At 42.1% G+C, this 16,215-nt stretch carries 19 protein-coding genes; 4 read left to right on the forward strand and 15 right to left on the reverse strand.

The window, feature by feature from the left end:
- Positions 1 to 18: 18 nt before the first annotated feature.
- The 6 genes from MIS45_RS08340 to MIS45_RS11380 form a co-directional block, all read right to left on the reverse strand.
- Positions 19 to 609 (reverse strand): hypothetical protein, encoded by a 591-nt coding sequence (locus MIS45_RS08340; protein ID WP_249450187.1) that lies wholly within the window; start codon positions 607 to 609, stop codon positions 19 to 21.
- Complete coding sequence (locus MIS45_RS08345; protein WP_249450188.1) at positions 582 to 1,214, reverse strand: HNH endonuclease family protein; 633 nt, start codon at positions 1,212 to 1,214, stop codon at positions 582 to 584. The genes MIS45_RS08340 and MIS45_RS08345 overlap by 28 nt, the downstream gene beginning before the upstream one ends.
- Positions 1,171 to 2,676 (reverse strand): AAA family ATPase, encoded by a 1,506-nt coding sequence (locus MIS45_RS08350; protein ID WP_249450189.1) that lies wholly within the window; start codon positions 2,674 to 2,676, stop codon positions 1,171 to 1,173. The genes MIS45_RS08345 and MIS45_RS08350 overlap by 44 nt, the downstream gene beginning before the upstream one ends.
- Positions 2,677 to 2,746: 70 nt before the next feature.
- Complete coding sequence (locus MIS45_RS08355) at positions 2,747 to 4,228, reverse strand: UDP-N-acetylmuramoyl-L-alanyl-D-glutamate--2,6-diaminopimelate ligase (protein ID WP_249450190.1); 1,482 nt, start codon at positions 4,226 to 4,228, stop codon at positions 2,747 to 2,749.
- Between the two features lie 308 nt (positions 4,229 to 4,536).
- Positions 4,537 to 4,950, reverse strand: a complete 414-nt coding sequence (locus tag MIS45_RS08360) for a hypothetical protein (RefSeq protein ID WP_249442179.1) — start codon at positions 4,948 to 4,950, stop codon at positions 4,537 to 4,539.
- A gap of 126 nt (positions 4,951 to 5,076) precedes the next feature.
- Positions 5,077 to 5,202 carry a hypothetical protein gene (locus tag MIS45_RS11380; protein ID WP_283397413.1) on the reverse strand — a complete coding sequence of 42 codons (126 nt, stop codon included), beginning with the start codon at positions 5,200 to 5,202 and terminating at the stop codon, positions 5,077 to 5,079.
- A gap of 52 nt (positions 5,203 to 5,254) precedes the next feature.
- Here MIS45_RS11380 and MIS45_RS08365 point away from each other — a divergent pair, with 52 nt between their 5' ends.
- Positions 5,255 to 5,467: a hypothetical protein gene (locus MIS45_RS08365; protein WP_249442180.1), complete on the forward strand. Its 213-nt coding sequence runs from the start codon at positions 5,255 to 5,257 to the stop codon at positions 5,465 to 5,467.
- 346 nt (positions 5,468 to 5,813) lie between these two features.
- Here MIS45_RS08365 and MIS45_RS08370 read toward each other — a convergent pair whose 3' ends face one another.
- The 4 genes from MIS45_RS08370 to mraZ all read right to left on the reverse strand — a co-directional run bounded on the left by MIS45_RS08370 (position 5,814) and on the right by mraZ (position 9,435).
- On the reverse strand, positions 5,814 to 7,634 hold the full coding sequence (locus MIS45_RS08370; protein WP_249450191.1) for a peptidoglycan D,D-transpeptidase FtsI family protein: 1,821 nt from the start codon (positions 7,632 to 7,634) through the stop codon (positions 5,814 to 5,816).
- Positions 7,635 to 7,669: 35 nt separating this feature from the next.
- Positions 7,670 to 7,930, reverse strand: coding sequence for a cell division protein FtsL (locus tag MIS45_RS08375; protein WP_249442182.1), 261 nt, complete (start codon positions 7,928 to 7,930; stop codon positions 7,670 to 7,672).
- A gap of 81 nt (positions 7,931 to 8,011) precedes the next feature.
- Positions 8,012 to 8,968 carry a 16S rRNA (cytosine(1402)-N(4))-methyltransferase RsmH gene (rsmH, locus tag MIS45_RS08380; protein WP_249450192.1) on the reverse strand — a complete coding sequence of 319 codons (957 nt, stop codon included), beginning with the start codon at positions 8,966 to 8,968 and terminating at the stop codon, positions 8,012 to 8,014.
- Complete coding sequence (mraZ, locus tag MIS45_RS08385; RefSeq protein ID WP_249450193.1) at positions 8,965 to 9,435, reverse strand: division/cell wall cluster transcriptional repressor MraZ; 471 nt, start codon at positions 9,433 to 9,435, stop codon at positions 8,965 to 8,967. Before mraZ ends, rsmH begins: the two co-directional genes overlap by 4 nt.
- A gap of 310 nt (positions 9,436 to 9,745) precedes the next feature.
- Here mraZ and MIS45_RS08390 point away from each other — a divergent pair, with 310 nt between their 5' ends.
- Positions 9,746 to 10,906 (forward strand): class I SAM-dependent methyltransferase, encoded by a 1,161-nt coding sequence (locus MIS45_RS08390; RefSeq protein WP_249450194.1) that lies wholly within the window; start codon positions 9,746 to 9,748, stop codon positions 10,904 to 10,906.
- Between the two features lie 48 nt (positions 10,907 to 10,954).
- Here MIS45_RS08390 and MIS45_RS08395 read toward each other — a convergent pair whose 3' ends face one another.
- On the reverse strand, positions 10,955 to 11,296 hold the full coding sequence (locus tag MIS45_RS08395) for a helix-turn-helix domain-containing protein (protein ID WP_249450195.1): 342 nt from the start codon (positions 11,294 to 11,296) through the stop codon (positions 10,955 to 10,957).
- 135 nt (positions 11,297 to 11,431) lie between these two features.
- Here MIS45_RS08395 and MIS45_RS08400 point away from each other — a divergent pair, with 135 nt between their 5' ends.
- Positions 11,432 to 11,671: a hypothetical protein gene (locus tag MIS45_RS08400; RefSeq protein ID WP_249450196.1), complete on the forward strand. Its 240-nt coding sequence runs from the start codon at positions 11,432 to 11,434 to the stop codon at positions 11,669 to 11,671.
- A gap of 83 nt (positions 11,672 to 11,754) precedes the next feature.
- On the opposite strand, the gene MIS45_RS08405 is transcribed toward MIS45_RS08400, so the two are convergent.
- Entirely contained in the window at positions 11,755 to 12,993 is a 1,239-nt protein-coding gene (locus MIS45_RS08405) for a TolC family protein (protein ID WP_249450197.1), read from the reverse strand.
- A gap of 327 nt (positions 12,994 to 13,320) precedes the next feature.
- On the opposite strand from MIS45_RS08405, the gene aqpZ reads away from it, so the two are divergent.
- Positions 13,321 to 14,013 carry an aquaporin Z gene (gene aqpZ / locus MIS45_RS08410; protein WP_249450198.1) on the forward strand — a complete coding sequence of 231 codons (693 nt, stop codon included), beginning with the start codon at positions 13,321 to 13,323 and terminating at the stop codon, positions 14,011 to 14,013.
- A gap of 97 nt (positions 14,014 to 14,110) precedes the next feature.
- On the opposite strand, the gene MIS45_RS08415 is transcribed toward aqpZ, so the two are convergent.
- The 3 genes from MIS45_RS08415 to rfaQ form a co-directional block, all read right to left on the reverse strand.
- Positions 14,111 to 14,653, reverse strand: a complete 543-nt coding sequence (locus tag MIS45_RS08415; RefSeq protein ID WP_346766869.1) for an IS630 family transposase — start codon at positions 14,651 to 14,653, stop codon at positions 14,111 to 14,113.
- Entirely contained in the window at positions 14,646 to 14,948 is a 303-nt protein-coding gene (locus tag MIS45_RS08420) for an IS630 transposase-related protein (RefSeq protein WP_249441922.1), read from the reverse strand. The genes MIS45_RS08415 and MIS45_RS08420 overlap by 8 nt, the downstream gene beginning before the upstream one ends.
- Before the next feature lie 67 nt (positions 14,949 to 15,015).
- A complete protein-coding gene (gene rfaQ, locus MIS45_RS08425; protein ID WP_249450199.1) occupies positions 15,016 to 16,080 on the reverse strand; it encodes a putative lipopolysaccharide heptosyltransferase III in 1,065 nt (354 codons plus the stop codon).
- Between the last annotated feature and the right edge of the window lie 135 nt (positions 16,081 to 16,215).

Below are 16,215 nucleotides of genomic sequence, written 5' to 3' on the forward strand. Positions count from 1 at the left end.
ATGTTTTCAGGCTGCCTTTTACAAAACAAGGCAGCCTGAAAGCCTACTTAACGCATTTTTTTTCGCAAAAAATACGACCACAATGCTTTTGCAAAATACCATACCAACCCAATCAGCAACCAAAAAAAACACCGCCGTAAACACCGTGCCAATGCTGTAAACCACTTGAAACATCATGGGTTCAACGCGATTGTCTGCCGTCATCCGATAGCGTGTTTGCAAAACTGCCGTATCCAAATCCAGATACAATTCAAATATATCAGGCTCAATGGACGTGAGTTTGTAGTAGAAATCGCCACGTTGTCCGTGTTCAATGGCGGTGCGTTGCAAATGCCAATCGTGGCGTTCAGCAAATTGCGTTAATTTGACAGAATATATTTCGCCCTGCTCCATCACCGCCAAAACGCGAAACCGTTCATCAAGCACATCGCCACGTTGATAATGAATGGTGGATAAATGCGATTGCCACACCATCAAGCCTTTTAGCAGCAAAAGCCAAAACGCCAATTTCAATACAAATCTCAATAAATCAATTATTAAAGTGGTGAGAAAAATACGCGATTTTTTCATGATTTTGACTTTCAGGCAGCCTGAACCTGATTTATCCAATTTCTCATCACATTAACTGCAATCGGGGCAAATGCTTGCATTTTGCCATTTTCAATCAAATAAACATCATCAATGACAGAAGCCAATAATTCATCATCTTCCACATCAATCGGATTACCCAAACCATAAATATACAAAAAACCCTCTATGGCTTGCTTGCGTGTTTCACATAGTTTTTGATGATTTAACTGCAAAATTTCAATGGCTTGTTCGGCTCGCTCGGTTTTAGCAACCACTTTACCATTTAATCTGAATTCCAACTCGGTTTCACATTCATTCATCAATGGCGTTAAGGGCAAAATTTGTGAGCCTTTACTGTCATCGCAATGCCCATTTTGGGTACAACTTGCCACAATATTATTGAAATCCATAGATAAATTGGGAAAATGATGACGTGGCTGAACATGCTCATTCATCGTATCCACATTTGTCCCCGAAATTTCTTTACAGCAATACGCACACAGAAAATACTGCTCAATGGCACAGGCTTGACGAATATCTTGGCGTACTTGCTCATCTATTAAGTCTTTATATTGATGATTCGGGTTGTGCCGTTTGTATTCAGTCAAACTGGCTGGTTCTTGGTTTTTCTGAATTTTTCTCATGGCGAATTTCCTGTTTTTTCAATAATAATTGTGCTTTATTTAACTCCAAATGATTTTCAGGCAGCTCTTGTCGCAATTCAGCTAATTTTTCTTTTGCAAGGCTTAATTGATTATCTTGAATTAAATCAATTAAATGATTGATTTTTTCTGTAATTTTCTCATTGCGGATAGCCGTATCCATTGCGTTTAACAAAACCATATTCGCGTCCTGCCCATATTGAGACGGCAAACGCGACATTTCGCCATTTTCCAATGAATATACAACAATATCCTTGCTGTCGCTAATCACAAGCGGCGAATGCGTACTCAAAATAAATTGGCAATTTGGGAAAGTTTTGGTTAAACGGTCAATCAGTTGGCGTTGCCATTGGGGGTGCAGGTGCAAATCGGCTTCGTCAATCATAATCACTCCCTGCCCTTCCAATGGATTATCCAGATTGGGATTGAGCATTGCCAAACGCTGCGCAATATCGCCCACCAAAGCCATTAAGGATTTTTCGCCTTGTGAGAGTTGGAAAACATTAAATTCTTTACCATTTTTGGAAACCATCATGCGTAATTTAGGTTTTCTTTGAACCCAAATATTTTCAAAATCGGTAAATTCTTTAATAGCTTGCTTAACAGATTTCAAAGGAACATCTAAACATAATTTAGATGTATCCTCCTTATTTTCCATAATTTCATTCATTTCCTGTTCAGCCAATTTCAATTTAGCCATTTTTTCAAAAATTTGCTTAGATAAAAGAATATCCTTCCTCCCACTCTTCTCCCATTTTTCATTTAAATTTTCAGTTTCATCAAGAAGAGTAGAAAAACGCTCCCACAACTCCAACACCCTATCTATATCCTGAGATTGTTTTTCCAATTCATAAAAAAGTCTTTCCTCATTATCAATATCCTCCCTAGCACGAAACCACTCAAAAAAACGCCTAAAATCCACACCCATTTCCAGTGCATTATCATAAGCATCCAGTTGTTCAAAATAATGTTTTGCTTTGATTTTTAAAGGAATATCCAAAACACTGCGTTCCACAGGATAAAAAACCATTAACGGCAAATTCACATCTTGATTTTCCGTTAATTGTGTCCGATAAATATCCGCCCATTCACTCACAGCTTTCAAATCACTACTGAATTGATTTTTCTTCCCCTCACGTGCTTTACTCAAAGTCCAAACAAATTCCTGATTATGTGCCAACACATTGACCGACACCGCAGCCGAATGTTCATCATTGTGTATCACTTCTTCGGGAATATCCAAACCGCGACCGCGTTCTGTGCGAATACGCGCAGGCAGCCAACTCAACGCCGTTACCAACGATTTCAAAATATTGGTTTTGCCCGAACCATTGTTACCAATAAATACGGTTACACGCGGTTTACCTTCTTCCAAAGGGGCGAAAGGAATGGTCAAATCTTTGAAATGACCAATGTTTTTTAAAGTCATGGATTGAATTTTCATTATTTTTTCCTTTTTATTTTTCAGGCTGCCTGAAATCACAAAATCCTTTTCAGGCAGCCTGAAAATAAGTTTAACGCCCTTTCAAAGCATTTTCCGCCACTTCAAAATCCGAAAAATGCGTTTTCACGCCCTGAATATCCTGATAGGTTTCATGCCCTTTTCCTGCAATCAAAACAATGTCTTGTGCGCTGGCTTGGGCAATCGTCTGTTCAATCGCGGTGCGGCGGTCAAGTTCCACCAAAGCTGCGTTCGGCACGGCTGGCAAAATGTCGTCAATAATCGCGGCTGGGTCTTCCATGCGCGGATTGTCGCTGGTTACGACTGGGCAATCGCTGAACTGGCTCGCCACCGCTCCCATTAAGGGGCGTTTGCCACGGTCACGGTTGCCGCCGCAGCCAAACACGCACCACAAACGGCTTTCAGGCTGCTGGATTTCGCGCAATGTGGTCAAGGCTTTTTCCAATGCGTCTGGTGTGTGGGCGTAGTCCACGACAACTAAGGGTTTGTTTTCATTGATAATACAATCCATGCGACCTGTGGCGGGGCGGATTTGGCTCAAAGCGTTTAAGGCTGCCTGCAAATCCCAACCGTTGGAGCACAACACGCCCACGCATGCCGCGAAATTTTGCGCGTTAAAACGCCCCAATAAGCGCGTTTGTGCCGAGCCTTCGCCCCAAATCGTTTTTAAAGTCAAACGCATACCGCGCGTATCGGCAACAAATTCGCTGATGTGAATGTCCGCGCTTTCATCAAAACCGTAAGAGATTGTTTTTAAATGGGGATATTTTTCGCGCAATTCGGCAATCAGTTTCGTGCCAAACTCATCATCTTGATTGATAATGGCATTTTCCAAACCTTGCCAGTGGAACAATCGTGCTTTGGTTGCGCCATAATCGTCCATGTCGCTGTGGTAATCCAAGTGGTCGCGCGTCAAATTCGTGAACACGGCGGTGCGGAACGGCACGCCATTCACGCGGAATTGGTGCAAGCCATGACTGGACACTTCCATGGTGATGTGTTTTGCGCCCAAGTTTTTGAATTGGCGCAATAAAGTTTGCACGGAAACGGGGTCGGGCGTGGTGTGGCTGGTTTCTTGCAAATCGCCAAAAAAGCCGTTGCCGACCGTGCCGATAATCGCGCAGGATTGTTGATTTTCAAGAATATCAATCGCTTGGGCAAGCCATTGGGTAATGGACGTTTTGCCGTTTGTGCCTGTAACGCCAATCACGTTCAGGCTGCCTGAAAGATTGCCGTAAGCCTGTGCCGCCAAAATGCCCGCGCATTGGCGCAAATCGGCAATCGGCTGATTGGGGATAGCCCATTGATTTTGCCAAACAAAATCGCCGTCCGCGTCCCAATAAACGAATTTCGCGCCATTGTTGATGGCGGCTTGAATGTAATTTCTGCCGTCCGCGTATTCGCCTTGACACGCGACAAACACATCGCCTTGTTGGATTTGGCGGCTGTCGGACGTGAGTTTTTCGTTGGCTTGGGGAATGTATTGTAATTGGGGAAGTTGGGTTTCGCGTGGTATTGCGATTTGGCTGTACATTTTTTAAATCCTTTGTTGAAAAAATTTTTGGGGAATATTTTTTAACTACCCTTTCAGTACACGACAATTTTTAATTTTACCAACAATCTGTCCCCTCCCCCCGTCTCCAACGGGGGAGGGCTAGGGTAGGGATAAATCGGTGGAAATAAATGAATTTTGATGAAAATTAACGAACCACCCCCCACCCTAACCCTCCCCCGCCAGACGAGGGGGACAGGTTTCAGACAGCCCAAAGATTTTTGTCGTGTACTGTAAACTACGCTGAACTTTGTTTCAGGCTGCCTGAAACATTGTTCAGCGCAGGAAAATCAATAGCGTAAATAATGCAAATTTCTTTGTAAATGTTTAAACATAGTCAATGCGAATACGGCGACAATATCCGCCGCAAAGAATAAAAACAATGCGGCTAGAAACGATTGAGCGAATAATTTTTGACACATCTCCACCAACGCCCAAATGGTTAAACCGATAAGTAGCAGCATCATCAAAGCATAAAAGCAAACGGCAAAATAAACCCATATTTTGGTGATGCGATTCGTTAATGGGTCGCGCGGATAATATTCGCGGTGGTATTCTAAATAAGCGTCTAAAAATACCAAACCAATCGCCAGTGCAGTGCCAATCAGTAATCCTACGCTTTGACCGTGGTCATGAGCTATTTCACGATTAAACCACCCAATCATCATGATATAGAGATAGTGTTCTATACCAAACCATTTCATATTTTGTTCCCAAAATAGTCATTTTAGAGTCAAAACAATACTGCGCTACCAGCTTTTCTATCTATCAAATATTTGTTTTTATTTAGATATTATCGGACACAAGAATTTTCAGGCTGCCTGAAAACCTTATTTTTGTCTATTCTCCGCATCTTTCATGCATTGTTGGAATTCCACTTTGCCAAAATCACGCGAAAAATTGGCGTATTCGCTTTTAGGCAATATCTCTTGGATTTTGCTATCTTTCAAAATCACTTCATACACTTTATGGGTAACGATGTAAATCGCGTTGTTGGCAAATTTTTCCGTGTCTTCATTTTTTGCCGCTGGCAGATATTTAGCTTCTAATTGCTGCTACATTTGCGTGCGCGATACGCCTGTTAATGCGCCAGTCATGGTTTCTGTCGCCATCATGCCAACTACGCCACAAACCATCTTCACGCTTTACGGCGTTTCATCGCTCACCCACTCTGCGTGTACCATCGGGCAACACAACATCATCGCGCTCATCATTTTTTGACTATTACTCATCTGAATTTCCTTCCGATTAATTTTGTGGAACAAGGCAGCCTGAAAACTAAACGTAACAACATCATATGCCTAATGATACCGCTTCTTGCGCTGGCAATAAATATGGCGAAACATATCATTCATAGTGAAGTAAAATAAGAAAGATGCAAGGCGACCACGCCCGCCGTGTACATCTAGTACATAAGGGCGTGGGCAACGAAGCAGATTTCTTATTTTAATTTACTATATTTCAATCTTATTTTCAGGCTGCCTCAATAAGATGTTGTGAATAGGTAGCCTGAAAACAAAAAACCTTTGCCCCACATACCGCGTTGCAAAGGTTGATTAGATTGAATTTACTGCTCTTCAATCAGTTCAGATTTCAGATTCATATCAGCAGCAGTGGGCAAATTAATTTGTTGCTCCGCAGTCAAATAAGTTGGTTTCACGCCTAATATTTTCAGGCTGCCCCCCATGATTTTACTGAATGCAGGGCCTGCCACCGTGCCACCATAATAGCCATTACCACTTGGCTCATCAATTGTAATTGCTACAATTAAACGTGGATTTTTCGCAGGGGCAAAACCAACAAAACTTGCACGATATTTGCCTTCGTAACCACCTGTATCGCTCACTTTACGCGCTGTACCTGTTTTTGCGGCAACATCATAACCTACTACTGCACCTGCCTGACCTGTACCGCCTTTTTGCGTGATGCTTATCATCATTTCACGCATTTGACGTGCCGTTTCAGGTTTTAAAATCTGCGTTCCTTCGGTATGACGTTTTTGCTTATAAATAGTTGCTGGCATCAATTTACCATCAGTTGTAAAAATAGTATATGCCTGCGCCAATTGCAATAAATTGGCTGAAATAGAATAACCATACGAAATAACCGCGCGATCCAATTTTGTCCAACGCTCAGCAGGTTTAATTGGTAAATTTTGTTCACCACTTACACCTGATTGTGTTTTTTTACCAAAGCCAATAGCAGAAAAATGCTCATGCAATTCTTCATTTGGATACATCGCCGCAATATAACTGGTTCCCACATTAGACGATTTTTGCAAAATGCCTTCGGTCGTTAAAGCATCACTTTTATGCGTATCACGAATAGTTTTATTGCCCACTTTATATGGCGTTGTATTGAACCATGTATTTCGGCTCACTTTACCGTCATCTAACGCTTTTGCCACTACAAATGGCTTCATCACCGAACCTGGTTCCATCGTTACACCAACGGCAAAATTACGCAAACTATCTTCGGGATAAGCTTGATAAAAATTGGCATCGTAATCAGGCAAACTACTCATTGCCAAAATTTCGCCTGTTTGCGCATCCAAAACCACCGCGCCACCTGCTTTCGCATTAAAGCGTTTTAAAGTTTCAGCTAACTGTGTGCGTGCCAGTTGTTGAATATTACTGTCTACCGACAATACCAATGTTTCACCTGATTTAGCAATGGTATTTTCAGGGGAATCAATCAATTCCACAATATTCTGATGTCGGTCGCGCAAGACGACTTGTTGTCCATCTTCGCCTTTTAGACGTTCATTTTCTACACGCTCCAAACCTTCCAAGCCCACGCCTTTACTGTTGGCAAAACCAACAATATGCGAAAACAAATGTGCGGTTGGATAAGTACGCTCTGTGCGCTCTTCAAAACGCAAAGTCGGTATTTTCAATGCTTTTAACGCATCCGCTTCTTCCAAAGACAATTCTGTTTTAAATTGCACATATTGACTAGAACGATCTTTCAGTTTTTGGCGGATTTCTTGTTCAGGCAGCTTTAACAATTCTGCCATTTTTTCAAATTGTTCATTAGAAATCACATTCCAATTAATTGGATCGCCCACACGTTTTGGCGCATAAATCGCTTTTGGATTGAAAGTTGCCACTTTTAGATAACGGCTCACCGCCAAAATTGTGCCATTACGGTCGGTAATCGTGCCACGCAAAGCGGGTTCTCTAATACTGCGTACTACGCGATTATCACTAAATTTGCTCAATTCATCATGATGATTGGCCTGTACTACAAAACTATATCCTACCAAAACAGCAAATGCGCCAGAAATTGCCAGCAACAAACGACCTAATCGTTTGTTATTTTCCACAACGATTTGGTTCTTTTCTTCTTTTTTTGCCATATATGGCTTGTATTCATTACGAATTAACATTTTTATTTTTCTTCTATGTTACTTTTAACTAAAAATCAATTATGCAAGGCAACCGTTTCCTCTGGTGTAGGCTTGCGCATTTTCATTTGCAAGGCAGCTTGTTCTACTTGTTGCGCATCAGAGTGCTTACTGCGTTCATACATCAATTCCGCACGATCTTGATTCAGGCGAATTTCCTCTTCCTGCCCTTTACCATACAAATGCGTTTGCCGTTTAATGCTCATGCGTAAATCGGTTACATACAATGCCGATAATGTAACCGCTACCAATAATACAAAATTTAATTTAGAAAACATAAATGATGTATCCCTATCATTTTTTCAGGCTGCCTTTTATAGATAAACAATCATAAGGCAGCCTGAAAACCTCATCTTGTATTAATTTACAACAAATGCGCCATTTGTCCGTTCCGCTACTCGCAATACTGCCGAACGTGCGCGTGGATTGGCTGCTAATTCTGTTTCGCTGGCTTTAATCGCTTTGCCAATCGCCATCAATGGTGGTGTGGGTAAATCCGCTTCGCGAATCGCTGCCCATTTAGGTAGAGGCGCGTGGGAAGAATATTGCTTCACAAATTGCTTCACAATCCTGTCTTCCAAAGAATGAAATGCAATCACCGACAAACGCCCACCCACATTCAGCCTTTCAACAACTTGCGGCAATACCGCTGAGATTTCGTCCAATTCGCGGTTAATAAAGATGCGAATAGCTTGGAAGGTACGCGTTGCAGGGTCTTGTCCACGCTCACGAGTACGGACACATTGCGCCGCGATTTGCGCCAACTGACGGGTTGTATTGATGGGCGACTCGCTGCGTTGCGCGACAATAGCACGCGCAATCTGGCGACTAAACCGCTCTTCACCATAATTTTTAATCACTTCGTGTATTTCTTGCTCGTCAGCCACCGCCAGCCATTGCGCTGCCGATTGTCCGCGCGTGGTATCCATACGCATATCCAAAGGTGCATCAAAACGGAAACTGAAACCACGCGATGCATCGTCAATTTGTGGCGATGAAATGCCCAAATCAAACAATGCACCATCAATTTTTTCAATATTTAAATCGTTTAAGGCAGCCTGAAACGTGGCAAAACCATTGTGAATCACATTCACACGTTTATCTTGCGCTGCTAATTCATTGGCTACCGCAATCGCCTGCGGGTCTTTATCAAACACCACCAAACGACCCTTTTCGCCCAAACGCGACAAAATCAAACGCGAATGTCCACCGCGCCCAAATGTACCGTCCACATACACACCATCTGCCTTGATATTGAGCGCATCAACGGCTTCGTGCAGCAAAACAGTAATGTGTTCAAAAGTTGATTGGGTCATAATTGCAAATCGGTTTGGCTCAAATCAAAATCTAATTCATCGGGGTTAATAGACAAAGCAGCTTCGGTTTCTGCCAGTTTTTGTTCACGTCCCCACAATTCCAGACGGTTCACACGTCCCAGCAGCATTACATCTTTATCAAAATTGACTAAACGGCGCAGATTCGCAGGTAACAACACTCGTCCTGCTCCATCAATATCCAAAGTATCCGCATTGTGCAGTAGCAAATTTTGATACAACGCCAAATTCGGTTTCCCTTTCACATTCAGCGCAAGCAACTGTTGCTCCACTTTCTCCCACTCCACTTCGGGATACAGCAACAAACGGTCGCGGCTATCCAACGTAACCACAAAACGTGGCACATCGTCTTCGCCCACAAATTCACGTGACAAAACCTCACGGAACTTGGCTGGAATCGCCAAGCGTCCCTTGGTGTCAATGTTTAATTCATGTGCGCCACGAAACATATTAAGGTTGCCTAAAATGAGAGAGAAAAATCAGCTAAGCGACACTTTTCGCCACTTTGCCCCACAAACCGACACTATAATAGAAAATACGTGATACAGCAAACCTATCAAATTACACAAAACCACTGATTTCAACGTAAAAAAAACACAAAAGGCAGCCTGAAAACCGTTTCAGGCTGCCTTTTCTGCCACACATCACATCACACCAAATAAAAATACCAAATAAAACAAGCAACACATTTTTTCAGGCTGCCTTATTGGCTGATTTATAATATGATTACTCTCCTTAATTTTTACAAAATTTAACCTTATGACTTTTGTACATATTCCCCACATCAGTCCAGATGCAGAAGCTGCCAGCCAAACTCTGACCGATTACATTGCCGCCGATATTCACGCACACGATGGCGCGATTCCCTTTTCACGCTTTATGCAACACGCACTGTACGCGCCGCAATTAGGTTACTACACAGGTGGCGCACACAAAATCGGGGCGGCAGGCGATTTCATCACCGCACCCACTTTATCGCCACTTTTCGGGCAAACTTTGGCACGCCAAATCGCGCTAATTCTGCCACAAACCGCAGGCAATGTGTACGAATTTGGCGCAGGTACGGGCGCACTTGCCACACAAATCATCAACGCGCTTTCAGGCAGCCTGAAAAACTATTACATCATTGAATTATCACCTGATTTAGCTGCAAGACAACGCGAATACATCGCCCAAAACGCGGCTGATTTTGCCGAGCGCGTGATTTGGTTGGACACGCTGCCTGAACAATTGGACGGCGTACTCATCGGCAATGAAGTGCTAGATGCGATGCCGATAGAACGTGTGCGCCGCAATGAACAAGGTGAATTGGAATTAGCGCACGTTAGCATCAATGAACAGAAAATATTTTGTTGGCAATACAAGCCATTACAAGATAAACTGTTGTTTCAGGCTGCCTGTGAATATTTCCCCGATACGCTCAATTACACCAGCGAATTGCACCCTGCTCAACACGCATTTATCCGCACGCTGGCGCAAAAATTAACACGCGGCGCGATGATTTGGCTGGATTACGGTTTTGATGCCGCGCAGTATTACCACCCGCAACGCAACGATGGCACGCTGATTGGGCATCATCGCCACCACACCATTCACGACCCGTTTTATCGCGTAGGTTTGACCGATTTGACCGCGCACATCAATTTCAGCGACATGGCGGCGGCAGGTTGTGGCGCAGGATTGGATTTGATTGGTTACACCACGCAAGCTCATTTTTTGTTTAATTTAGGTATTTTGGATTTATTGGCGCAACAGTATCCGCAAACTGATACGGCAGATTATGTTCAGGCTGCCCATGCGGTACAGGTTTTGACGGCGCAGCATGAAATGGGCGAATTGTTTAAAGTCATCGCTTTTGGGCGTGAGATTGATGTGGATTGGTTGGGTTTTGCGTATGGCGATTTGTGTCATAAATTGTGAATTTTGAAAAAAGGCAGCCTGAAAATATTTTTTCAGGCTGCCTGTATCTTATTTTAACTTTTCTTGTTCTAACAAAATTTGTTTCATCAACTGTCGCACCGAAAGCTGCATCGGCTCGCTTAAATGCTGAAATAACAATTCAATCGGCAATTTATCCCATATCTGTTTTTCATCAGATACTTCTTGCAACTGTTCTGCCACCACAAAAATTCTTGAAATTGGACAACCCAAAGCATGTGCCAAGTGCTGCAACAAAGCTGCACTATAACTTTGATTGCCACTTTCCAAATTGGAAATCGTACTTTTCGTGGTGTGCGAAAAATCAGCCAGTTGCGATTGAGTCCAGCCTTTTTGTTTCCGTAAAAATCGAATTGCGTGTCCAATATTCATGACACACATTATGGCAAAACTACAATAATAAAAAGTTCAATCTAGCAAAACCTATTTACGCAAAAGTTTTATTATATTAAACTTATCTTGCTTTTTGTTAAGCTATATTCAATTTTTCAATATGAGGGATTTTTTATGAAAATTCGTTTTCAGGCTGCATTGGCAGCTACTATCTTAACTTCGTTGGCAGCTTGTTCATCCACACCTTATAACTATTGGCATAAGCCCAATGTAACACAAGCACAAACGACACAAGTTTTGCACTTCTGTAAAGAAGATGTAGGTGCTGATAGATTATCTAAAAGTCATGGCGATAAATTAGTCGCGTATTGTATGACTTCAAAAGGTTTCACATTAAAAACAGGTTATCGATAACCTAAAAAGCAGCCTGAAAATATTTTTCAGGCTGCTTAAATCATGAATATTGTCAAAAATCTAGCAATTTTGCATCTTTAAATCTATCGGTTTGCCGACCAACGCCCAATCGCTGCTTGCGATACCAAATATTCCAACGCTGCATCACGAAAATCGTTTCGCGCAGCAATCGCCGCTTGCTCAATATTAGACAATTCGGCATAGGAATCCAGTACATCAATCAAAGTTCTACGTGCAATTTTAAATTGCAATTCATAGGCTTTTACCACTTGTTTTTGCGTCGCAATTTGTTGTTGCGCAATTTGCCAGCGTGTTTGGCTTTGTTGCATTTCCAAAGTGGCATTGCGACTGCGTTCGGCTGTATCACGCGCAATTTGGTCAAGCTGCGCTTCGGCAACCGCAAGTGCATGTGCGCTGCGTTCAACATCGTGAATACTAGTACGGTTGAATATGTCCCATGAAAAATTTAAATACGCTTCTTTATTATCACGGTTGGCGGTGGCGATTAAATCAATGCTGGGATAACGCGAAGCTTTGGTAACACTAATTTCAGCTTCGGCACGATTACGCTCCGCTTTTTGCGCTTGATAAGACGGTAAATTTGCCAAATCATTGTGCTGATATTTTTGTACCAAACTAGTGGCAGTATCTTGGATAAATGGGTCTTCCAAATCAGCAGGCGTTAATTGCTTAGGTGTATATTTGGCTAAACGGCTCAAATTAAGCAACAATTCACGCTGTTGATTGGCAAGAAATGCTTCCACATTTAATCTTCGCGCCATCGCTTGATTTAATTCATATTGACGACCTCTATCGTAGCGCGTGATGATTTGCAAATCCGCCACAATACGATTATGTCTATCCAAATTGTGTTGGGCAGCCTGAATCGCTTCTTTGGCACGCAATGCGGCTAAATACAAACGCCCCATAGTGTTACCCAGTTCCTCTTGCGTTTCACCAATTTTATGATGATAGTAATCGCGGTTATGTTGGCGTTCATTAACACGCGCTTCAATACCACCAAATGAATATAGATTTACACTGGCACGCAGCCCTGGATTAATGCCACGGCGCCGTTCATTGCTAACGTAGCGATGCTCTTGCGCCAATACCTGTGTCCCCGTAAGTGCAACAACAGGATAATGTGCTGCTTTGGCAGCCGATATACTACTTTCAGCAGACGCTTCATGAGCGCGTGCTTCCAAAATTTGAGGGTCACTATCCAAACTGTGCTGTATTAATTGCTGCAAAGGTATGGCGAAAGCTGGCATAGCGCATAAAGATAAGCTCATGGCAGCCAAAAGTTTTTTTAAATGTGCCATATAAAATCAAATCAAAAAAAATAAATAGGGTATATTTTAACTGAAATTACGCAGACATTGCGCCATATTTGGCACACAAATTGCGTAACTTCTTCCTTAAAAAGGATAAGGTAGCCTGAAATGTTAAATCCCTTATTTATTCACGAAGGATTGCGTCAAAAGCTGCAAAAACAGGTAAAAATGTCTATTTTGTTTGTGTTTTTGCCCTTATTATTGTTTGTTTCGTCATAACCAAATTGGGCGATTTTTACTTTTCAGGCAGCCTGAAAAACCGTCTGCAAAATAAAACTCGTCTGTTTTTTAATACATACAAGGATTATTGTAAATATGAAAAAGTATTTTGCTGAATTTTTCGGCACATTTTGGTTGGTATTTGGTGGTTGCGGCAGCGCGGTTTTAGCAGCAGGTATCCCCGATTTAGGTATTGCTTATGCGGGCGTTTCGCTGGCATTTGGTTTGACTGTTTTGACGATGGCTTATGCTGTCGGTCATATTTCAGGCGGACACTTTAACCCAGCCGTATCCATTGGTTTGATGGTGGGAGGTCGCTTCAACAGCAAAGATTTGTTACCCTACATCGCCGCACAAGTGATTGGCGCGATTGCCGCAGGTGCTGTTTTGTACACCATCGCAACAGGCGCATCGGGTTTTGATGCAACAGCAGGTTTTGCCAGCAATGGTTATGGTGAACATTCACCACATGGTTATTCTTTGCTGTCTGCCTTGTTAATTGAAGTGGTATTAACCGCATTCTTCTTGTTCATCATCATGGGCGCGACTGATAAACGTGCGCCAGCAGGTTTTGCACCGATTGCAATCGGTTTGGCTTTGACCTTGATTCACTTAATCAGCATTCCTGTAACCAATACTTCTGTTAATCCAGCGCGTTCAACTGGTGTAGCACTTTTCCAAGGTTCTTGGGCATTGCAACAATTATGGTTATTCTGGGTTGCACCGATTGTGGGTGGCGTGATTGGCGCATTATGCTACCGTTTTGTTGCAGAAGATAAAAACGCGTAATTTTTCAATAAAATTTGGTTATGAATCATAAATAGGCAGCCTGAAAAATGTTTTCGGACTGCCTATTTTATTTTAAGCGACTATATAGATAAAGAAATTAAAATTCGGTACACAACCAAGTAAAATAAAAAAACAAAGAGTGAATGCAATCCAATAACCAATCTTGACGTAAATGTTTAATCCAAGCCCAAGTGTGCTCAATTAAATTCAAATCAGGACAGTATGGCGGTAACCATAAAATCACATGCCCTGATAAAACAATAAGCTCTTGAATGTCCTGACGTTTGTGAAAAGTCGCATTATCCATTACCAAAACACTGTTGGGCGGTAATTGTGGCAGTAAAACGTTTTGAACCCATGAATAAAACACATCTGAATTGATGCTGAATTCATACAAACCCACTGCAATCAATTGATTTTGGTACAGTGCGCCAATGGCATTGGTTGTGTTTTTGATTTGCCAGTTGTGATTGCCATGACAAACTTGTCCTCTTGGCGCATAGGCATAAGGACGATAAGTTTGGTTTTTAAAACCACTTTCATCAATATAAACAATAGGACGTTTCTCTTGCTCATACTGTTGTTTTAATGAGAGAAATTGTTCAATTGTTTCGGGTTGAGCTTTGGGGTGTTTAAGAATCTTTTTTTTGAGTGATTTTTAGCCGTTTAAGTGCCACACCAATGGCTCTTTGTGAACAGTTAAAGCGAACAGCGCGTTCTCTTTGAAAATCATCAGGAAATTGTTCTACGTCTTTTCGCAATAATTCATCATTGATTTTATTGGTTCTTTTGGGGTAGGGTTTACGTTCAATGCATTTTTTCCATAGTTGAATGGTACTGCGACTGATGCCATATTCCGCTGCCAATTCACGGTAGCTGTAACCCGAATTTAATTTTTCTAAAATCATTTGGCGATAATCTTGTGAATAAGCCATAACTGTTCTCCTGTGTGTACCGTTTATTTAATTCTACACCTATATTTGATTTGCGTACCCAAGATTTTCAGGCTGCCTCAATCCCCAATTTTTCTGCCACTTTTTCCCAAACCGCATCAACAGGAATGGCAGACAATAAACGTGTTTCATCATCTGTATTAATGCTATCAGGATGAGGCAACGCACCAAAATCACCAGCCCAAATAACCGTCGCCTTATCCGAATAGGGTCGCCAACGAAAAACCCACGTCGCCCCAAACAACGCCACTTGCGGTTTATCCAACGCAGCCGCCATGTGCATCGGTACAGAATCCACGCCAATAAACAATTTTGCTCCTGCAATCGCTGCTGCCAATTCACGCAAATTAAGGCAGCCTGAAAGCACAAAAAGTTTGCCATCCCCTTCCATTTTCAGGCTGCCTATTAATGTTTCAATCATTTTTTGTTCACGCAAATCAGGCGCGGCAGTCAAAACAATATTTTGCCCATTGTCCAATAATTTTTGCAGCAATGCTGCCATTTTGTCATCGTCCCAGCATTTAAAAAACCAGCGCGAACCAGGGTGAATAGCTACATAATCTTCCCCTTGCCAACCTTGTCCACGCAGTTTTTCTTGAAACGATACTTGCGTTTGCGACGAAATTTCCATACGAACACGCGGCATATATTCAGGAAGATTGAGTGGCGCCAACACTTGCAGATGAGCTTCAACAATATGATTATTTTTGCCAAAATCATCAACCAGCGTATCATGACACCAGCGCCACGCCGCATTATCACGCTTACCAAAACGATATGAAATTGCATGTTGCCCACATAATTTGGCAATGATAGCCGCACGCCATTGGTCGGAAAAATTCAATACATAATCGTATTTTCGTGCTTTCAGGCTGCCTAATAACGTAAATTCATGATGAAATTGTTGTTTGATACCTTGCTTTTTCCAGTTGCGGTCAATGATAAAAATTTGGTTGATTTGTGAATTCTCACGAATAATATCCGCAGTTTCCGCATAAACCAGCATATCTACTTCACAATCTGGATAAGCGTGTTTGAGTGCATCAATCACAGGCGTGGTCAATAAAACATCGCCGTGATGGCGCAATTTAATAATGAGGAAGCGTTTTGGCATAGTAACATTTTGTATTTTAAAAACAAGAATTTTAGGATTTATGCCATTACTCGTCAAATAATCCAATATTCTCGTCAAATAGATTTATTTTCAGGCAGCCTGAAAACCCATTGCGTAACAATGTTATAATTTGCC

It is taken from the genome of Wielerella bovis (assembly GCF_022354465.1).
GTDB classification, from domain to species: Bacteria; Pseudomonadota; Gammaproteobacteria; order Burkholderiales; family Neisseriaceae; genus Wielerella; species Wielerella bovis.